We start from the raw sequence: 19,291 nt of genomic DNA on the forward strand, positions 1-19,291 counted from the left end.
ATTTTTACTAGTTTTTTAAGCTTTCTTTATAGACACTTAAATGTTTAGCGAATACGTTTTTAATTTCAAATTGCGATTCAATTTCATGATACAATTTCGTCGATTTTTGTAAAGCAAGATCGTAATTTTCATAGACACTTTTCATAGATTGATCAAAGGTATCCAATACGGAAACATAAGCATTAGTGGTGTTTAAAAAATCAGGAATACTTCCTACAGGTGTTGCAATCACAGGTAATTTTGATGCTGCAGCTTCAATAATCACAACAGGCATGCCTTCCCATAACGAAGGAAGCACCAGACAATGCGCTTCAGCTAAAAAAGGTTTGATATCGTGTTGAAAGCCATGTAATGTGACATGATTTTCTAAGTTTCTGTTTTTTGCATCTTCGAGTATGGCTTCTTTCAGAATACCATCACCTACAAAATGAATTTTAAAATTGGTTATGTTATGTTCTAAAAGTTGCTGCGCACATTCGATGAGTCGATGCGGACTCTTTTCATGGCTGATTCGTCCTATAAATAAAAAGTTAAATACTGAAAAGGTGTTACTTCTTTCGCCAAAATCAAACTCTTTAAAATCAACACCATTAGCAATGATTTCAGCATTTCGTTTCAGATACCATTTTTTGCCCTTCGGACTGAATATAATATCTCTAAATCTTAGTGGTTTCGTAAAAAATAATATAAGTCGTCTGCTAGCAAATTCTAACATATTGGAATGAAGCGTAAAAACCAATTTCGACTTTGGGTGTCTTAATTTGTAGAGCATTCCGAAGAGTGCAGCATGATACATATGACAATGAATCACCACATCATCTAAACTGTCTATGATGGATTTAAATTCTTTAAGTCCATTAACAAGAGACTTATTTTTAAATGAATTAACACCAAGAAGATGATACTCGATATCATGATCTTTAAATCGTTTTTCTAAAGCAATTAAAGTATTTGACAAGGACACAACAACAGTTTTATGAACAGCGTTGCTTTGCTTCGCTAATTGAAGCACCATTTGTTCTGCACCACCACCTCCTAAAGTACTTGTTAAGTGAATTATAGTCAAAGTGTTTTATTTAAGAGTTCGGTTTCAGTTGAGTCTAAATCTTCAATTTCATTTTCATCTGAAACTGTTTCCGTAGTTTGAATAAATAGCCAAACGGAAACAAAAATTAAAAGGAAGTTATCAAAATAATTATGAGTCGTCATTAATAAAATAAAAAGCGTTGTCGCAAACATGATTTTAAAAACTTCTGTTTTGTATCTGGCTACATTTTTAAATAACATAAAGAGATAAATTCCGATGAAAACCAAAAACGGAAATATGCCTGCTTCTCCAATCACCATTAAATAAGAGTTATGAACACCAGGCGTCGTATCATCATAGCCACTTAATTGCCTGTAACCGTTTCCAAAGATTGGACTGTCTAAAATATCATCATAATATCTTGCCCATGTATCTGTTCGACTATCTTCTTTAATCACAGATACTTGTGTTGTTTGGTTGTCATTAAAAATACTCTCTAAGGCATTAAATCGATTAACATCTACTTTTAACAAGGAACCAACGGTAAGTATAATAATTAATGCGCCAATTCCTAAGCCGAAATTTAAAGAGTTTTTTCGGTCAGAAACAACAGCAATCAAACTTACCAGTAACCAGAGAATAATAAAGGTTCTTGAAAAGGTTAGTAAGCCAGCAAAGGTGACCAAAAACTGACCCATATTTTTAAGATATTTAGGTTTAATATTAAAACTCAAACAATAGGCCATGATACACACAAAGCCTGCTCCGTTTGGATCGAGATATAAACCACTATAGCGACCAAAACCACCTTGAAAAAATAAAGCGTGAACCAATATACTTGAAGCACCAAGAGTAAGTATAACAAATAACTCTTTTTTAGTTGTATCTCTGGCTAATTCGGCGCCACAAATGATTAAAACAAAATACTTTATTAAATCGTTTCTGAAATACTTTGGATCACCATAAACCATCACAAGTCCGCTAATCAAAAAGTAAAGCAGTCCGAGAATGATAAAAGGAAGAAGAAAGCTTCGTTTTTCACTAATAAAATAGTAAAATGCCAAAGCACAAACCATCAGTAAACTGAACACACTTCCTATAGCTTCATCATAGGAAAAGAAACTAGGAATGCCCCAAAGTACAAGTATCAATGCCAAGTATTTTACAAGTTTCATATCAGTTTCCTAATTAAGCGTTTGAACATGTAAACTATAAATATAACAAAGCACATCAATAACTTTGGAAAGCTAAGCTTCAATTTATTATCTGAATAAAATAACCAAGATTTAAAGTAATTAAAAGCTTGTGTTCTGAAGTATTTGTATTTAATTATATCAGAAGTCTTAACATCCTTTAAAGCGTAAAAAGCACTGTAATAGCCAGCTCTGGAAATTTGTTTTCTGGATTTTTTTGAAGTTATCAAGCTGTTTGGTGATACATGCGCTTTTAAAAAAGCCTGATTTACGCAAAGAAAATCATATTTTTTATTGATTCTGTTCCAGGTCTGACTTTCTTCAACATGCGATTTTGAATCAGCATAAAGCGGATGCGCTTTTAATATATCAGCACGCCAGGATGTCCATTTGTCGCCAGTTATTTCTTTATTAATATCAAGGACACGCTCTTTAAAGCCAACCTGCCATTTGTCTTCAGGAAATTTATCTCCTTTAATTTGGTCTTGTTCATCGACAACAAGAGTCCAAACGGCAGCGATATTAGTTTTATTTTGAGCATTGATGTCATCCCAAATCGATTTAATATCTGCTAAGGCATTCGAAACGAAAGTGTCATCACTATCTGCAATAATGATATATTTATCATTGCATTTGGTAAGCCCAAAATTAACAGCTTCAGGTTTTCCTTGATTATGAGGCAAACAATAATATTCAATTTCAAAATCTGTTGTTTCCTTTTGCCATTGTTGTATAAGCGCCTTTGTGTTATCAGTGCTGGCATCATCAATCACAATCCAGTTAAACCCTTTGTATGTTTGCTGAGATAATGACTCATACACACGATGTATAAGATGTTGTCTATTATATGTAGGCGTTATAATATTAAACATGTTGCTTCTTTAATTGGTAAATATATAGATATAAAATTACACTGTTAACAAGTGACACAATAGATGTGGCAAGTGCTAAACCATAAACGCCTAATTGTTCAATAAGAATAAAGTTTAAACAAATATTGAGTATCAGACTAATCACCGAAGTCAACACCATAAAGTTATTTTTATTTATTGAGGTTAAAAATTTAACCATAATTAAACCTGTTATATAAGACGGAATCTGGAGTAGATACATTTGTTGGATTCTGGAAACAATAACAGTGTCAGAACTAGTAAACGCGTCTCTTTCAAAAAATAAACTGATAATAGTTGAAGAAAATACAAATAAGATGATGGTAATGATTAAGCTAAAAATGATAAGTTGTTTTAGCATTTTCTGTAATTTATTAAACGTGTTTAAGAGATCTTCAACAGCTTGTTTTGAAAAATAAGGAAGAATAACATTACCAACAGCAATGCCCACAATACCAATAGCAAAGGCTGGGATTTTAATACCATAGTTAAGAGCAGCAATCGATCCAACAACCAGTTGAGCTGAAAAATATTGATCGACAAAAGGATTAATTCCAACAAGCAGACTAGAAGATAATTTTGCTGGTAACTGAACAAACAATGTTTTAATACCTGCTGATGTAAAATCTGGTTTGTGTAATTGAATTAATTTTCGGTTGAAAGCAATAATAGCAACAAATACAAACCCTAAAATGCTTCCAATTAATGTACCTATTGCCAGGACGAGATCTCCAAGATATTCTTTAAAACAAAGCAGGCAAACAATAATTGCAATTGGTGTAAATACCGAACTTAAAGATGAATATCTGAATTCGTCATCTATAGTAAGTAAACTGTTAATAATAGAAGAAAATCCCCAGAACAGAATACAAGGCGCAATGTAATAAAACTGCTTTTTAACCAGTTCATAATAATGTTCGGTATGACCTTTAAAAAAGACTTCTAAATAGACATCAGTAAATAATAAGGCAAGAATAAAAAATAGTACAGCGACACCGAGTGTAACAAGAAAACTGGTACTTTGAAAACTTCCAACAAGTAATTTATTAAGTTTAAGTGTACTTACATAATTGGGAATAAACACACTTTTAAATGAACCAAGAAACACATTATAAATAAGGCTTGGTACGAGAATGGCAATGTAAAACGTGTCTAATAATTCTGAAAGTCCAAAATTTTCAGCAATGATAATCTCCTTACCAAAACCAAGTCCTTTAACAAAAAGAGTAAGAAGGCCAACTGTAATAATATTAGTTAGCGTAGCTCCACCAAGTTTTTTTCTCAGAGCGTTAAATTTGTTAGGTTTTGAAAACAACATTTAAATGCTTTAGTTTATTTTAAATTTAGGACAGAGCTAAATTAATTTTTTTTTTAAATCTACATTTACCAAATACAATAGTTTAGACAAAGTGGTTCATATATAGTATGAATGACAAGTGTATGTCATATTTTTAACTGAAACGTATTTCATTATTTCTTTTGATTGTCTTCAGAGGAAGGTTTACATATTCACTAAATTTAGAATAAAGGCTTTTAGCTATTATGAATTTTCAATAAGGTATTCAAAATCATTTTTTCTGAATCTACATAGTTATTATAATATTTATAGTTTTCAAACATCATATCCTGCATTTTGACTTTATCATTTAACAGACTATGAATATTAGCGATTAATTCTTCAGTGTTACTAAAGCTTAAATAATTTTTATCCTTTTTGAAATCACCAGGTAAGCCATAATGAAGTGGTTCAGAAATAATAGCTCTTGATGCCGCTGTATATTCGGCAAATTTCCAACCTGTAGAATTATGTAGACCTGTAGTTGCTATACAAATGTTATGCGTCTTAATAGCATTTAAGAAGTTTTGTTTTTTGGTAATTTTAAATGGAACCAATATATCTTTAGCGATGCGCTGGGAATATTCGTCAATTTGAATACCTCCAGTAAATTGCGCTCCAAATTCGGATTTACAAGCGCGAACAAAATTCATTCTATCCGTATTAATTTGGCGTCTTTGTTCCTTTAATTCATCTGAATTAACTTGATCAGGATTCCATAAACCACATAAAAATAAAATTTTATTGTCAGGGTTCTTAAACGGAGGGTATTCATAAGTATGTAGTTTGAAGGTGTCCTTTTTAATGTTTTGTTTCACAAAAGCTTTTACTCTCTCTGGAAGAGTCAAAGGATAAGTACCTTCATAATCAAATGGGTAATTTAAGCCTAAAGGATACAATTTGCCTTTTCTTAAATGGTCTTGAAGTTCTGGTTTGAAACTACGTTTAAAATAAAAATCACATTCTAAATTAGAGGTAAAGTAATTAAGATTTTCTTCTAAGCTTCCGTCTGTCCAATTTAATCCATCTAAGGTATCGTAGATAAGCGTGTATTTATTATTAACTATGACTTTAATAACAGGTTTGCTATGCTCCAGCTTAATACGTTTGGACTTCAATGTGATGAGTCCCTTCTTATTCAGTCTTGCAAAGCCATCATAAATTTGAGTAAGGTGAGGAGACGGACAGAATTCTATCTCACAATTAAATAGAGGTTTAAGCATATAGTGGTTTTAAGGGCAAAAGTTATGGTTTATTTTATTAGTATTCTAAAATTTAATGAATTTGAGTTCTTTTTTTTTGATATAGGCAATAGATAATCAGTTGTTTATGAGTTTAAATGTTTAATGCCATCATTATTTTTTATGAGCTCGACATCTTTATTCTTATTTAGCCCGTATATAAATTATCGATAAACTACCAAAATGTACAGTTCAATTACATTTGTAAGAAAATTATGTAATAAAATTACACTTTATCGAATAATATATACTTTAAACGTTAAATATCATAAATAATATATAGATTGCTCTCAATTAATTAATAGCCCCAAATATTAATAGCTTATGAAATCCCCAAATCTAGCTAACCATACTTTTGGTTTTAGCAATAATATTGTAAAAAAACTAACTTACTTTTTCATATTTTTTATCGCACTTTCAAGCTTCTCTCAGCCTACGAAAGCATTTCCAAATGTACAAGGTGCAGGTAGTTACGTTACAGGTGGTCGAGGTGGCATTGTAGTTAAAGTGACTAACCTTAATAATTCCGGTGCTGGTAGTTTGCGGAATGCACTTATGATGACAGTGCCTCGAATTATTGTATTTGAAGTTAGTGGAACCATAGTGTTAACATCTGCAATAGAGCTTATTGAGGAAAACTCAAACTTCACTGTTGCCGGACAAACAGCTCCTGAAGGTGGAATCACAATCAGTAATCATCTTATTCAAATGGGTGGCGGTTATAACAGACCTGCTCAGCCATGCAACAATGCTATCTGGAGATATGTACGTTTTAGAAACGGACGATATAATGGTCAGCCAGATGTTAGAGAACACAATGGGTTTCTATCATCAGGTTGTGACGGATTAGTATTTGATCACTGTTCTTTCAGTTTTTGTGATGACCAAGCTATTGCTATGGGTGGAGATTGGGGACCTTTACAAGATATCACGATTCAAAATTGTGTGTTTTCTGAAAATGCAACAGGAATCATTGTTGGTTTAAATCCTAATTATCCTACAGGAAATATGACATCTATCAATAATTTATTTGTTGATCAAGGACACAGAACTCCAAATGTAGGAGGTGGCCTGCAGTATGATATCATTAATAATGTGTTTTTTAATTGGGGCTCACGTTTAACTAATGCAAATTCTAGTAGCCCAGAAATCAATTTTATTGGTAATTATTTACAACCAGGAAATCATACATTAAATGGTAGTGCTAACAAAGTACAAAATATTGTACCAAGCATTTATACCGCTAATAATTATCATTCTACTTATTATCCAATACCACAGGAAGATGACAGAAATCTGTGGCAAAATTTCTATACTAATTCAAACTTGTCAAATGCTTACTTTACTACGACAATACATCCATTAATTGAAAACCCAACAATTACCAGTGCACAAGAAGCATATGATAATGTATTAGCAAACGTAGGAGCCAATAAGTTTTTAAATGCTGATGGAAGTTATGGAACGTATAGAGATAGTTTTGATGTTTTAAAGATTAACAATGTGCAGAATAATGTTAGTTCAGATCCTTTTAACAAAAACTGGACCATGCCTACATTACCACTTAATTCAAGACCTTCTAATTATGATACAGATAATGATGGAATGGCAGATCTTTGGGAAACTAATACCTTCGGAAATTTAACAAGAACGGCTAATGGCGATGAAGATGGTGATGGTTATACGAATATTGAAGAATTTTTAAACGGAACTGATACGGAGTCTAATATTGTATTTCAAGTAGAAGCTGGAGATGATATCACTATTTGCGAAGGTGAAACAGCTACTTTGACTGCTTCTGAAGCTGATTCTTATACATGGACTCCAGGAAATATGACTGGAGCTTCAGTAGATGTAAATCCAACGAACACGACGACCTATACAGTTACAGGAAATCATTCTGACGGAAGTACTACAACCGATACAGTAGTTGTTACAGTTAACGCACTTCCAGTGGCTAATGCAGGATCAGATGTTGAAATCTGTCAAGGTGCGTCAGTGACAATAACAGCTTCTGGTGGTACAAGTTATTTGTGGAGTACAGGACAAACTTCAGAAAGTATCACTGTTAGTCCTAATACAACGAGTACATATAGTGTAGAGGCCATCCAAAATGGTTGTTCAAGTGAATTAGATGAAGTAATAGTTACAGTTAATCCTTTACCTAATGTTGATGCAGGATTAGACCTCACTATAAATTATGGCGACTCTATTGAATTAACAGCAACGGGAGCAGATTCGTACGTATGGAGTACTGGTGAAACTACGCAGAGTATTACTGTTAGTCCAACCATTGAAACAACTTATACTGTTACAGGTACCATTGACTCCTGCGAAAATACAGACTCGGTAACGGTTTTTCTTATCGGCAACGAAGTAGTTGCCAATGCAGGAGAGGATCAAACGATTTGCAATGGATCAGAAATTACATTAACCGCTACAGGAGGAGCTGCTTATGTGTGGAACACTGGAGAGACCACTGCGAGCATTAATGTTAATCCGTCAAATACAACAACCTACACAGTCACAGCTTTTGATAGTACTGGTACCGTTTCAGATACCGATGATGTAACCGTAACGGTAAATACATTGCCTAGTGTAGATGCAGGAATTGATGTATCGATTACAGAAGGTGAAAGCACAACACTTACAGCAAGTGGAGCAGATACATATCTGTGGAATACAGGAGCAACAACTCCAATTATCGAAGTGAGTCCAACAATTACAACAACATATTTCGTCACAGGATTTTCTAATGGTTGTGAAGCAACAGATGAGGTTACAGTAACAGTAGAAACAGAAACTGTAGTTGCTAATGCAGGAGCAGATCAAACCATTTGCGAAGGAGAAGTAGTAACCTTAACCGCTTCAGGAGGATCAACGTATCAGTGGAGCACAGGAGATACAAGTCCGAGTATCGAAGTTAGTCCGAATACAACAACAACATATACAGTAACAGTTTTCAACAGTTTAGGCACAGCTTCAGATAACGATGATGTTACTGTAACTGTAAATACATTGCCAAGTGTAGATGCAGGCATTGATGTGACGATTATAGAAGGCGAAAGCACAACACTTACAGCAAGTGGAGCAGATACTTATCTGTGGAATACAGGAGAAACAACTCCAAGCATTGAAGTAAATCCGACGAGTACAACCACCTATTCTGTAACCGGATTTTCAAATGGCTGTGAAGCAACAGATGAGGTTACAGTAACAGTAGAAACTGAAACTGTAGTTGCTAATGCAGGAGCAGATCAAACCATTTGCGAAGGAGAAGTAGTAACCTTAACCGCTTCAGGAGGATCAACTTACGAGTGGAGTACAGGAGAAACTACTGCAAGTATTGAGGTTAGTCCGAATACAACAACAACATATACAGTAACGGTTTTTAATGGTTTAGGCACAGCTTCAGATACCGATGAAGTTACAGTAACTGTAAATGCATTACCAAGTGTAGATGCAGGCATTGATGTCACAATTACAGAAGGTGAAAGCACAACACTTACAGCAAGTGGAGCAGATACTTATCTGTGGAATACAGGAGCAACAACTCCAATTATCGAAGTGAGTCCGACGAGTACAACAACATATTTCGTCACAGGATTTTCAAATGGCTGTGAAGCAACAGATGAGGTTACAGTAACAGTAGAAACGGAAACAGTAGTTGCTAATGCTGGAGGAGATCAAACCATTTGTGAAGGTGAAGCAATAACTTTAACCGCTTCAGGAGGATCAACTTACGAGTGGAGCACAGGAGATACAAGTCCGAGTATCGAAGTTAGTCCGAATACAACTACGACATATACAGTAACAGTTTTCAACAGCTTAGGCACAGCTTCAGATACCGATGATGTAATAGTAACGGTAAATGCACTACCAAGTGTAGATGCAGGCATTGATGTCACAATTACAGAAGGCGAAAGCACAACACTCACAGCATCAGGAGCAGATTCCTATGTTTGGAGTACAGGAGCAACGGCTCCAAGTATAGAAGTGAATCCGACGAGTACAACAACATATTCTGTTACAGGATTTTCAAATGGCTGTGAAGCAACAGATGAGGTTACAGTAACAGTAGAAACGGAAACAGTAGTTGCTAATGCAGGAGCAGATCAAACCATTTGTGAAGGTGAAGCAGTAATTTTAACCGCTTCAGGAGGATCAACTTACGAGTGGAGTACAGGAGAAACTACTGCAAGTATTGAGGTTAGTCCGAATACAACAACAACATATACAGTAACAGTTTTCAACACTTTAGGCACAGCTTCAGATACGGATGATGTAACCGTAACTGTAAATGCATTGCCAAGTGTCGATGCAGGCATTGATATTACAATCACAGAAGGCGAAAGCACAACACTTACAGTAAGTGGAGCAGATACATATCAGTGGAATACAGGAGAAACAACTCCAAGCATTGAAGTAAATCCGACGAGTACAACCACCTATTCTGTAACCGGATTTTCAAATGGCTGTGAAGCAACAGATGAGGTTACAGTAACAGTAGAAACTGAAACTGTAGTTGCTAATGCAGGAGCAGATCAAACCATTTGCGAAGGAGAAGTAGTAACCTTAACCGCTTCAGGAGGATCAACGTATCAGTGGAGCACAGGAGAAACAAGTCCGAGTATCGAAGTTAGTCCGAATACAACAACAACATATTCAGTCACAGCTTTCAACAGTTTAGGCACAGCTTCAGATAACGATGATGTTACTGTAACTGTAAATACATTGCCAAGTGTCGATGCAGGCATTGATATTACAATCACAGAAGGTGAAAGCACAACACTTACAGCAACAGGAGCAGATTCCTATGTTTGGAGTACAGGAGCAACGGCTCAAAGTATAGTAGTTAATCCTTTACAAACAACACTTTACACAGTTACAGGATTCTTAAATGGCTGTGAAGCGACTGACGAGGTTATAGTAACTGTAGAACCAATTATATTTACAGCTAGTGCAGGTGAAGATCAATTTATATGTGAAGGCACTTCAACAATACTTACGGCTTCTGAAGGTGATGCCTATTTGTGGAGTACAGGAGAAACTACTCAAAGTATAGAAGTGAATCCTTGGGCTTCAGAAACTTATACTGTAACTGTTTTTGAAGGTAATGAACAAGCTCAAGATGATGTTACCGTTTTTGTAAATTTAAATCCGAATGTTGTTATTATGAATGGTGGAGAGGTCACTATTTTGGAAGGTGAATTTATAACACTTTCAGCTAGTGGAGCTAATTCTTATGAGTGGAATAATGGTGCGACACAACCTAACATAGCAGTTAGTCCATCGGCATCAACAATCTATTCGGTAACAGGTTACATTAACAATTGTTCAGATCAGAAATCGGTAACAGTAAATGTAGTAGAAACCGTTGAAGCTTATGCTGGTGAAGATGTATTTGTTTGTCTAAATGAAACTGTAACACTTACAGCAAATGGCGGAGAAGAATACTTATGGAGTACAGGTGAAACGACTCAAAGTATTAATGTAACGCCTGGTGAAGATACCGAATATTCTGTATTAGTGTATAACGCATTATCTTCAGATGAGGCAACAGTGATGGTATTTGTTGATGATTGCGAACCAGAAGAAATTCCTCAGGTTGAACAAGCATTCGACTTTTTAATATTCCAGGACACAACAGCCGATGTACTTAAAGTTAAAATTTCAGGTATGGATCGAGTGGACGTAGATCAACTTGTAATATATGATATGTCTGGAAAAGTTCTTCATAGAGAGCAAATAAAAACGAATACGAGTGCTCAGTCTCTAGATAAAGAGATTGACTGTTCTCAATTTCCGAGAGGCATTTATATCGTAAGATTAGTTTACGATGATACAGAATTATTAAAGAAAATCCCGATAAGATAATTTTAATTTATGTTAGTCTTATGCCAATATATTCTTTAGAATGTGTTGGCATTTTTTATTGAGGAAAATTGACTAATTCTTTACAAATTCTAAAGACAAAATTGTTGCTGTCGAATCACAATTTTTGACAAGCATCTCTAAGTCTTTGTTTTTGTAGGTGTTTTCAATAAGGTAAGTTTTACAGCCATCAGTTTTAGTGTCGCTTTCTGAAAAATTAACGTCTCCTGTTTTTATAAGGTTGCTCACGTCTAATGTATCTAAGCTGTAAGTATTCATGGTTACCATTGCAACATCAGTATATGTTTTCTTTTTTTTGGAAATGTTTTTGATGGTTCTGGCGTTTGGGCTATAATCGCATGATGTTTTTTTTCCGCTGAGAAAAAAGGCAAGGACTACGAGTCCGATAGAAAAGCCGCCTAAGTAGTAGCCAATTCGGTGTATTAATTTCATAATAAAGCTTAAATCTTCTGTTTTTTAGAAAATCAACAAATTCACATCACTGCAGTCTAAGTCAAACCAATCTGCGACCGATTTATTGGTTAAAATTCCGTGGTAAAAATACAACCCATTTTTTAAACCACGATCAAAACGGATGGCATTTTCTATGCCACCATCTTCGGCAATTTTTAATAAATAAGGTGTAAAGATATTACTAATCGACACGGAAGCCGATCGTGAATATCTTGCAGGAATGTTAGGAACACAATAATGGGTGATACCGTTGTATTCAAATGTAGGTTTATCGTGATTAGTAACTTCGCTGGTTTCAAAGCAGCCACCCATATCTATACTAACATCGATAATCACAGCACCAGCTTTCATACTGTCAACCATTGGTTCTGTAACAATAACAGGAGATCTGTTCTTTCCTCGGACAGCACCAATAGCCACGTCACAACGTTTTAACGCTTTGATTAAATTTTTCGGTTGTAGAGTTGAGGTGTAAATAGTTCGACCTAAATTAGATTGAATACACCGTAATTTGGTAATAGAATTATCAAATACTTTAACATTCGCGCCTAAGCCTAAGGCAGAGCGCGCAGCAAATTCGCCAACAGTTCCAGCACCTATAATTACAACCTCAACAGGAGGTACACCACTGATGTTTCCAAACATTAATCCGTTACCACCATTAACATTTGATAGTAATTCTGAAGCAATGAGTATAGAGGCAGTTCCGGCAATTTCACTCAAAGAACGAACAGCAGGATAAGCACCATCTTCATCTTTAATGAATTCGAAAGCCAAAGCTGTAATACGTTTGGACGCCAGAGCTTGGAAATAAGATTTATGTTGCGTTTTTAATTGTAAAGCAGAAATGAGCAGCGTTTGCGGATTGATCAATTTAATTTCATCAAGAGATGGTGGTTCTACTTTAAGAATAATAGGACAGGAGTAAACTTTTGCTGTGTCTTTAGTGACTTCTGCACCAGCTTCACTGTAAGTCTTATCTTTAAAATTAGCACCTTCACCAGCACCAGATTCAATCATCACACGATGGCCATTGGTCACTAATGCTGAGACAGCATCTGGCGTGAGGCAAACACGTTTTTCCTGGAAATAGGTTTCTTTAGGGATTCCTATAAACAGATTGCCTTTTTGTTTTAAAATTTCAAGGGTTTCTTCCTGAGGAAGTAATTGTGCTTTAGTAAAAGGAGATCTAGATTTACTCATGTAGCTAAAAATTGAAACTTCAAATTACAAATAATTATTTGAATTGTTAAAATAAAAATTTATATATTAGATGTAGATAATTTTCTATAACTATGATAGAGTTTAAACTTAAAGATATAATAATAATATTTATAATATTAGGTATAACTTTTGGGTATTTTTTAGATGATTTAATATTAGATTATGATGGTAATAAGTTTGAGTTTTATGACGTAGAGAACTTAATCTACCATTCAAAAATGAAAATTCTAATTATTATAATTTGTCTTGTTTGGTATTTCACTTGTAAACATTGGTGGAAATCATCTATTTTAGTGATAATTACTATTGAATTACTTAAATTAATAAGTATTTTCAATCCGAATCAATTTCATGTTGATCGAATAGAGTATTTAACAAGTTTACCAATCACAATACCTATCATTCTGTTATTATTATTTATATCAAAAAAAATAAGTAATTATAATTTAGCTAAGGATTTGAAATTTCATTTGGACGTTGAAATTGACCACTTGTTTTTTGAACTTTACGAAGATAAAAACAACGAAATATGTCAGTTAAATAAAAAGCTAAATGAGCTAAGAAAGGAAAAATCTACCAATGTTAAAGATGTCAAATATTTAGAAGAACTTATTTCTCTTAGAAATGAATTTTATAAAATTTAACAAGTATTAAGATGTATGTTAAAACAAAAATTCTAAAAACTGATATTTGGGTTTTAATTTCAATAATGATTTTACCATTTATTTTTTTTATATACAATGTTGCACCTATTGAAATCAGTATATGGAAAACAAATTGGTTTGAAATTGATTCAGGCTTTTATAAGAGTGTAGAATACTATTTTTGGATATTAAGTGTTAAATTTTTAACTCTTTCCATATTGTCAATTTGGTTTTTAACGTGTTTACATAGATGGAGGTTGATAATACTCATACCTATTTATGTTGAAATTTATAAAATTTGTGTTAATTTTTATGTTGTAGACTATGGTTTTAAACATGAATTTGATTTTCCTAATAGTTTTTTAATTTCCATTCCTTTTTCAATATTCTTACTTTTATTGTCTAGGAGATTGGGTTATAATAAGAGATTTCATAGGCTAAAAATTAATGATGAAATTAGTAATGAAATGCTTAAAACTTCAATGATTCATCCAAAGGTATATTCAAAGATTAAAAAAGAACTATCAGATTTAAATAAAGAAAAAGAAGGGATAAGTAAAAAAGATTACTTGATTAAACTCATAGCTTTAAGAGATCAAATTTCAATTTGATTTTATTATTTTGAATCTGAAATTTCTTTTAAAATCTCATCTAAAAGCGCTTTCTTTTCGTCAGTCCATTTAGATTTTAGTCTGTCGTCAATATAAGCCTCAATTTCCTTAGTTGTTCTTGTTTTAGGTCTAGCTTGTTCTGTAATAAACATATCACCTTTACCTGTGATAAGCCACACTAAATTGACTTGAGGATATTCTTTAACGATGCGCTCAATGACATCACTACCAACTGAGGCATTGTTTTTTTTCATACGTAAGATATAGCCATTGGCAGTTCCAATAGACATATCAAATTGTCGAGCACTTAAATTTAATTCAGAAACAAGTTCTATAATACGATGTATGGTTTTACTCATTATTAAATAGGGTATATAGGGATTAATTAAGAGTAAATTATATGTTATAATTTATACAAATGTAATTTTTTTATCTGATATATATAGATATTGTAGAACATATTCTATATTTTTGATTTAAATTAAAAGTATTTGCATAAAAAAACACAGCCTAATGAGCTGTGTCTTATATTAAGTTTTATTAAGAATGGTTTAAAAATACTGTTTCACTTTTCCCCAAAACGTAGTAGGTTTGATCATGAATTCTTGTTCTAACTCTTCCATAGTCTTATCAGCATCAATTATTTTATTAAACATTTTAGCTCTGATTAAATAAATTGAAGGAATAACAATGGCCATTATAGGCACGATATAAATTAAATCAAAATTATCAAAGAATTGAACATCATCATTAACAGTTCCAATAATTTGATAAATATACATAGCAATTGGGACTAATATGGCATGATACCACCAATGACGGCAAGTGAAAAACCAAATAAATAACAGTGCCAATGGAGTCACTTTTGAGAAAATCATCCAAACACTAGTTTTGGCGTCTTCATAAAAGCCACTATCATATGTAAATAAAAAAGTGTCCCAAACTTTCACTTGAGGGACGTAATTATATGAATAAAAGAAAACAGGAGTTAAGGCGATTAATACACCTACAAAACTCCCGCTTGCTATACTTTTAGTGCTAAGTCTACTATCCGTGAGTAGGGACTTTGACTTTTGCTTTGTCGATTTCTGTTTTAATTTGTCCATCTAGATCGATTAAATCAGTTGCTTGAGCTGTGAATAGCATTCCACCGAAAATCGCAATGGCTAATACATACTTTTTTGTTTTCATAATATAAGGGATTAATTAATTAATTGTTCAAATATAAGATAGGCTTATACTTTAAACAGTTAAAACGAGTGTTAAAAACAACTCAATTAATCGACTTATAGTTACGGTTTTTCCGTACTTACCAGTAATTATGCGATGTAAGGTGGTCTATTTATTATTGCATTTAGCAACGCTCATAAGCAGGTTTTTGGGTTAATAATTCGTTTTGGCTCAATTTGAGGGTTCTTGAGGTCTTATTGTTTCCTATAATTGTGATCTCACTTACCTCGTCTGGAAGTAAGTTTACCACGTTATCTGGCCACTCAATAAATAACCAGTTTTTTTCTGAATTTAAATAGTCTTCAAAACCAAAGTTTAAGGCTTCCATTTCATCTTCTATACGATACATATCAAAATGAAAAATCTTAACTCCGTTTGAAGTTTGATATTCGTTAACTATAGAAAATGTCGGACTCGTAACATCATCTGAACTACCAAGTGCCTTAACAATGGCTTTTATGAGTGTTGTTTTTCCAGCTCCCATGTCGCCTTGTAACAAAACAATTTTTGAATTGATTTGCTTCAAAAGCTGAGTCGCTACCGACTCTAATTCATGTATGTTATAATCTATTTCCACAGTATTGTGCTAAATTTTTTAACTCAAAGCTCTTCTTTAAGAAAAATTTATAGGCAATGATACGCATAAAAATTGAAAAAAACTAGGAAAAAGTGTATTTCAACGGATTTTTTTGCAGTACATAGATATTTTACTTCGGATTCATCACCACAAATGGAATGATCATTTCTTCCAAAGATACACCACCATGTTGATAGGTATTTCTGTAATAGCTTACGTAGTGATTATAATTGTTCGGGTAGGCTAAAAAGTAATCACTTTTTGCAAAAATAAACGAACTACTCATTGTAATACTGGGTAAACAAATACTTTCAGGATCTTTAACAGCTAAAACTTCTTTGTCTTCATAGGTAAGGCTTCGGCCAGTTTTATAACGTAAATTTAAACTTGTATCTCTGTCGCCAATTACTTTTGAAGGATTCTTAACGTTTATGGTTCCGTGATCTGTTGTTAAAATTAATTTGAAGCCTAATTGTTGCGCCTGCTGAATCATTTCTAATAATGGTGAATTTTTAAACCAACTTACGGTCAATGATCGATACGCTTTATCGTTTGAAGCCAATTCTTTAACAACATCCATCTCTGTTTTTGAATGCGACAACATATCTACAAAATTGTAAACTATTACTGAAAGGTCATTATCCTTTAATGTTTTGAAGTTTTCAACCAGTCGCTTTCCAGATTTAAGATTGGTGATTTTATGATATTCTGTTTTTAAATTCTGAAGTCCTAAACGTTTTAATTGGCCTTGCAAAAACTCATCTTCATACAGGTTTTTACCACCTTCATCTGTGTCGTTTTTCCAGAGTTTTGGGTGTAAACGCTCCATATCGCTTGGCATTAAGCCTGAAAAAATAGCATTTCTTGCATATTGAGTTGCTGTAGGTAAAATACTGTAAAATGGTGTTTCAGAAACTTTCTTATAATAATTGTTAACGATAGGTTCAAAGGCTTTCCATTGGTCATAACGTAAATTATCAATCACTACTAAAAGCGTTGGTTGTTTATCACTCAATTCAGGAACAACTTTGTCTTTAAAAAGCGTATGCGATAAGGTTGGTGCTTCGTTTCTATGATCAAACCAATCTTTATAATTTTTTTCAATAAATTTTCCGAATTGATGATTGGCTTCATTTTTCTGAGACTCAAGAATTTCAGTCATGCCAACATCTTCAATATCTTCAAGCCGTAATTCCCAATACACCAATTTTTGATACAGATCGGTCCATTCTTCAAAGGAATTCACCATAGATAAATCCATCGCAATTTTTCTGAATTCCTGCTGATAGTTTGATGTTGTCTTTTCAGAAACCAATCGAGAATGATCGAGATTCTTTTTCAAACTCAACAAAATCTGATTCGGATTTACAGGCTTTATGAGATAATCGGCAATTTTATTACCAATAGCTTCTTCCATAATATATTCTTCTTCACTCTTGGTAATCATTACCACAGGAAGATTGGCTCGCCTTTCTTTAATTTCATTCAGTGTTTCTAATCCTGTTAATCCTGGCATATTTTCGTCTAAAAAAACAATGTCAAAATTAGAATCATCAATTATTTCTAGAGCTTCGGTGCCGCTTTGGCAAGTCGTAACCTTGTATTGTTTTTGTTCTAAAAAGAGGATATGAGGTTTTAAAAGATCGATTTCATCGTCAACCCAAAGAATATTTATAGTGTTCATGTATATTTGTTTAAAATTAATGTAAACTTTAAAGTTTGATGACAAGTAACAAACTTAAAATCTTTAACGATCCAATTTACGGATTTATTACGATTCCGAATTCTCAAATTTTCGATTTAATTGAACATAAATATTTTCAGAGATTACGTCGGATCACACAAATGGGTTTGTCCTATTTAGTCTATCCAGGCGCAAATCATACGCGTTTTCATCATGCCATTGGTTGTATGCATTTAATGCAAAAAGCAATCAATGTGCTTCGTTTTAAGGAGGTTACGATTTCTGAAGAAGAAGAACAAGCTTTGTATTCAGCTATTTTATTACATGATATTGGTCACGGACCTTTTTCTCATGCGATGGAGCACAGCATTGTTAATGGTGTATCGCATGAAGAAATTTCACTGTTATTTATGGAAAAACTCAATAAGGAATTTAACGGAAGTTTAACGCTTGCCATTAAAATTTTTAAGGGAGAGTATGAGCGACCGTTTTTATGCGAGTTAATTTCGAGTCAGTTAGATATGGATCGCGCAGATTATTTAAAACGTGATAGTTTTTACACAGGAGTTGCAGAAGGAAATGTAAATAGTGAGCGTTTAATTACCATGTTAAATGTTGAAAATGACAGGTTGGTTGTAGAAGAAAAAGGAATTTATAGTGTTGAAAAATTTTTGGTGGCAAGACGCTTCATGTATTGGCAAGTCTATTTACATAAAACGGGATTAGTTGCAGAGCAATTATTAACCAGAGTTTTAAAACGTGCGAAAGAGTTAACGAATAAAGGTGTGCAACTTCAGTCAAGCAAAGCTTTACAATTTTTTTTAACGAATGAAGTATCCTTAGAAAATTTTGATGATGAAACTTTAGAAACCTTTTCTAAGCTTGACGATACTGATATCATTTCAGCAATGAAAGAATGGCAATACCATGACGATTTTGTACTTAGTCAGTTATGCGAAATGATAATCAATAGAAATCTCTTAAAAATCAAGCTAAAAAATAAGCCTATAACACAAAAATTATTAAATTCCCATCTTCAGAAATTAATTGAAAAGTACAATATCACTAGAGAAGAAGCCGAATATTTCGTGTTTATCGATAGTATTTCTAATCAGGCGTATCAATCAAAAATGCAAGCCATTAAAATTCTGCAAAAATCCGGAAAAGTGGTAGATATCGTTAAGGCTTCAGACCAATTTAATATAAAAGCTTTGTCAAAACCAGTGACAAAATATTACATCTGCTTTCCAAAAGACTAGTTCAAATTTCGTCAGGTATTATTTAAA

At 33.4% G+C, this 19,291-nt stretch carries 16 protein-coding genes; 4 read left to right on the forward strand and 12 right to left on the reverse strand.

The window, feature by feature from the left end:
* Positions 1-7: 7 nt before the first annotated feature.
* The 5 genes from TD18_RS03975 to TD18_RS03995 form a co-directional block, all read right to left on the reverse strand.
* A complete protein-coding gene (locus tag TD18_RS03975) occupies positions 8-1,066 on the reverse strand; it encodes a glycosyltransferase (protein ID WP_040248837.1) in 1,059 nt (352 codons plus the stop codon).
* Positions 1,063-2,202: an O-antigen ligase family protein gene (locus tag TD18_RS03980; protein WP_040248840.1), complete on the reverse strand. Its 1,140-nt coding sequence runs from the start codon at positions 2,200-2,202 to the stop codon at positions 1,063-1,065. Before TD18_RS03980 ends, TD18_RS03975 begins: the two co-directional genes overlap by 4 nt.
* Entirely contained in the window at positions 2,199-3,092 is an 894-nt protein-coding gene (locus TD18_RS16560; protein WP_052461034.1) for a glycosyltransferase family 2 protein, read from the reverse strand. The genes TD18_RS03980 and TD18_RS16560 overlap by 4 nt, the downstream gene beginning before the upstream one ends.
* Positions 3,085-4,428 (reverse strand): murein biosynthesis integral membrane protein MurJ, encoded by a 1,344-nt coding sequence (murJ, locus tag TD18_RS03990; RefSeq protein WP_052461035.1) that lies wholly within the window; start codon positions 4,426-4,428, stop codon positions 3,085-3,087. The genes TD18_RS16560 and murJ overlap by 8 nt, the downstream gene beginning before the upstream one ends.
* 215 nt (positions 4,429-4,643) lie before the next feature.
* The gene (locus tag TD18_RS03995) at positions 4,644-5,669 is read right to left on the reverse strand and encodes a hypothetical protein (protein ID WP_040248843.1); all 1,026 of its coding nucleotides are present in this window, start codon (positions 5,667-5,669) and stop codon (positions 4,644-4,646) included.
* A 342-nt stretch (positions 5,670-6,011) separates the two neighbouring features.
* Between TD18_RS03995 and TD18_RS04000 the strand changes: the two genes are divergently transcribed.
* A complete protein-coding gene (locus tag TD18_RS04000) occupies positions 6,012-11,564 on the forward strand; it encodes a T9SS type A sorting domain-containing protein (RefSeq protein ID WP_040248845.1) in 5,553 nt (1,850 codons plus the stop codon).
* Positions 11,565-11,636: 72 nt separating this feature from the next.
* Here TD18_RS04000 and TD18_RS04005 read toward each other — a convergent pair whose 3' ends face one another.
* On the reverse strand, positions 11,637-12,014 hold the full coding sequence (locus tag TD18_RS04005) for a DUF4258 domain-containing protein (protein WP_040248848.1): 378 nt from the start codon (positions 12,012-12,014) through the stop codon (positions 11,637-11,639).
* Positions 12,015-12,038: 24 nt separating this feature from the next.
* Positions 12,039-13,238 carry an alanine dehydrogenase gene (locus TD18_RS04010; RefSeq protein WP_040248851.1) on the reverse strand — a complete coding sequence of 400 codons (1,200 nt, stop codon included), beginning with the start codon at positions 13,236-13,238 and terminating at the stop codon, positions 12,039-12,041.
* Between the two features lie 92 nt (positions 13,239-13,330).
* Between TD18_RS04010 and TD18_RS04015 the strand changes: the two genes are divergently transcribed.
* Both TD18_RS04015 and TD18_RS04020 read left to right on the forward strand, forming a co-directional pair.
* Positions 13,331-13,903, forward strand: a complete 573-nt coding sequence (locus tag TD18_RS04015) for a hypothetical protein (protein WP_040248854.1) — start codon at positions 13,331-13,333, stop codon at positions 13,901-13,903.
* Between the two features lie 11 nt (positions 13,904-13,914).
* Positions 13,915-14,514, forward strand: coding sequence for a hypothetical protein (locus TD18_RS04020; protein ID WP_040248857.1), 600 nt, complete (start codon positions 13,915-13,917; stop codon positions 14,512-14,514).
* A 5-nt stretch (positions 14,515-14,519) separates the two neighbouring features.
* Here the strand turns inward: TD18_RS04020 and TD18_RS04025 are convergent, their stop codons facing one another.
* The 5 genes from TD18_RS04025 to porX all read right to left on the reverse strand — a co-directional run bounded on the left by TD18_RS04025 (position 14,520) and on the right by porX (position 18,005).
* A complete protein-coding gene (locus tag TD18_RS04025; protein WP_040248860.1) occupies positions 14,520-14,873 on the reverse strand; it encodes a hypothetical protein in 354 nt (117 codons plus the stop codon).
* A 192-nt stretch (positions 14,874-15,065) separates the two neighbouring features.
* Entirely contained in the window at positions 15,066-15,464 is a 399-nt protein-coding gene (locus TD18_RS04030; protein WP_241480638.1) for a hypothetical protein, read from the reverse strand.
* Positions 15,465-15,561: 97 nt separating this feature from the next.
* The gene (locus TD18_RS17365) at positions 15,562-15,705 is read right to left on the reverse strand and encodes a hypothetical protein (RefSeq protein ID WP_162835788.1); all 144 of its coding nucleotides are present in this window, start codon (positions 15,703-15,705) and stop codon (positions 15,562-15,564) included.
* 163 nt (positions 15,706-15,868) lie between these two features.
* The gene (gene tsaE / locus TD18_RS04035; RefSeq protein ID WP_040248866.1) at positions 15,869-16,321 is read right to left on the reverse strand and encodes a tRNA (adenosine(37)-N6)-threonylcarbamoyltransferase complex ATPase subunit type 1 TsaE; all 453 of its coding nucleotides are present in this window, start codon (positions 16,319-16,321) and stop codon (positions 15,869-15,871) included.
* A 130-nt stretch (positions 16,322-16,451) separates the two neighbouring features.
* Positions 16,452-18,005 carry a T9SS response regulator signal transducer PorX gene (gene porX, locus TD18_RS04040; RefSeq protein WP_040248869.1) on the reverse strand — a complete coding sequence of 518 codons (1,554 nt, stop codon included), beginning with the start codon at positions 18,003-18,005 and terminating at the stop codon, positions 16,452-16,454.
* A 35-nt stretch (positions 18,006-18,040) separates the two neighbouring features.
* Between porX and TD18_RS04045 the strand changes: the two genes are divergently transcribed.
* The gene (locus tag TD18_RS04045) at positions 18,041-19,264 is read left to right on the forward strand and encodes an HD domain-containing protein (protein WP_040248872.1); all 1,224 of its coding nucleotides are present in this window, start codon (positions 18,041-18,043) and stop codon (positions 19,262-19,264) included.
* Positions 19,265-19,291 lie beyond the last annotated feature (27 nt).

This window comes from Psychroserpens mesophilus (genome assembly GCF_000826645.1).
Lineage (GTDB): Bacteria > Bacteroidota > Bacteroidia > Flavobacteriales > Flavobacteriaceae > Psychroserpens > Psychroserpens mesophilus.

Excerpts from the sequence above, each read along its gene's own strand:
- TD18_RS03980 (WP_040248840.1), bottom strand. The coding sequence starts at position 2,202 with ATGAAACTTGTAAAATACTTGGCATTGATACTTGTACTTTGGGGCATT.
- TD18_RS16560 (WP_052461034.1), bottom strand. The coding sequence starts at position 3,092 with ATGTTTAATATTATAACGCCTACATATAATAGACAACATCTTATACAT.
- murJ (WP_052461035.1), bottom strand. The coding sequence starts at position 4,428 with ATGTTGTTTTCAAAACCTAACAAATTTAACGCTCTGAGAAAAAAACTT.
- TD18_RS03995 (WP_040248843.1), bottom strand. The coding sequence starts at position 5,669 with ATGCTTAAACCTCTATTTAATTGTGAGATAGAATTCTGTCCGTCTCCT.
- TD18_RS04000 (WP_040248845.1), top strand. The coding sequence starts at position 6,012 with ATGAAATCCCCAAATCTAGCTAACCATACTTTTGGTTTTAGCAATAAT.
- TD18_RS04005 (WP_040248848.1), bottom strand. The coding sequence starts at position 12,014 with ATGAAATTAATACACCGAATTGGCTACTACTTAGGCGGCTTTTCTATC.
- TD18_RS04010 (WP_040248851.1), bottom strand. The coding sequence starts at position 13,238 with ATGAGTAAATCTAGATCTCCTTTTACTAAAGCACAATTACTTCCTCAG.
- TD18_RS04015 (WP_040248854.1), top strand. The coding sequence starts at position 13,331 with ATGATAGAGTTTAAACTTAAAGATATAATAATAATATTTATAATATTA.
- TD18_RS04020 (WP_040248857.1), top strand. The coding sequence starts at position 13,915 with ATGTATGTTAAAACAAAAATTCTAAAAACTGATATTTGGGTTTTAATT.
- TD18_RS04025 (WP_040248860.1), bottom strand. The coding sequence starts at position 14,873 with ATGAGTAAAACCATACATCGTATTATAGAACTTGTTTCTGAATTAAAT.
- TD18_RS17365 (WP_162835788.1), bottom strand. The coding sequence starts at position 15,705 with ATGAAAACAAAAAAGTATGTATTAGCCATTGCGATTTTCGGTGGAATG.
- porX (WP_040248869.1), bottom strand. The coding sequence starts at position 18,005 with ATGAACACTATAAATATTCTTTGGGTTGACGATGAAATCGATCTTTTA.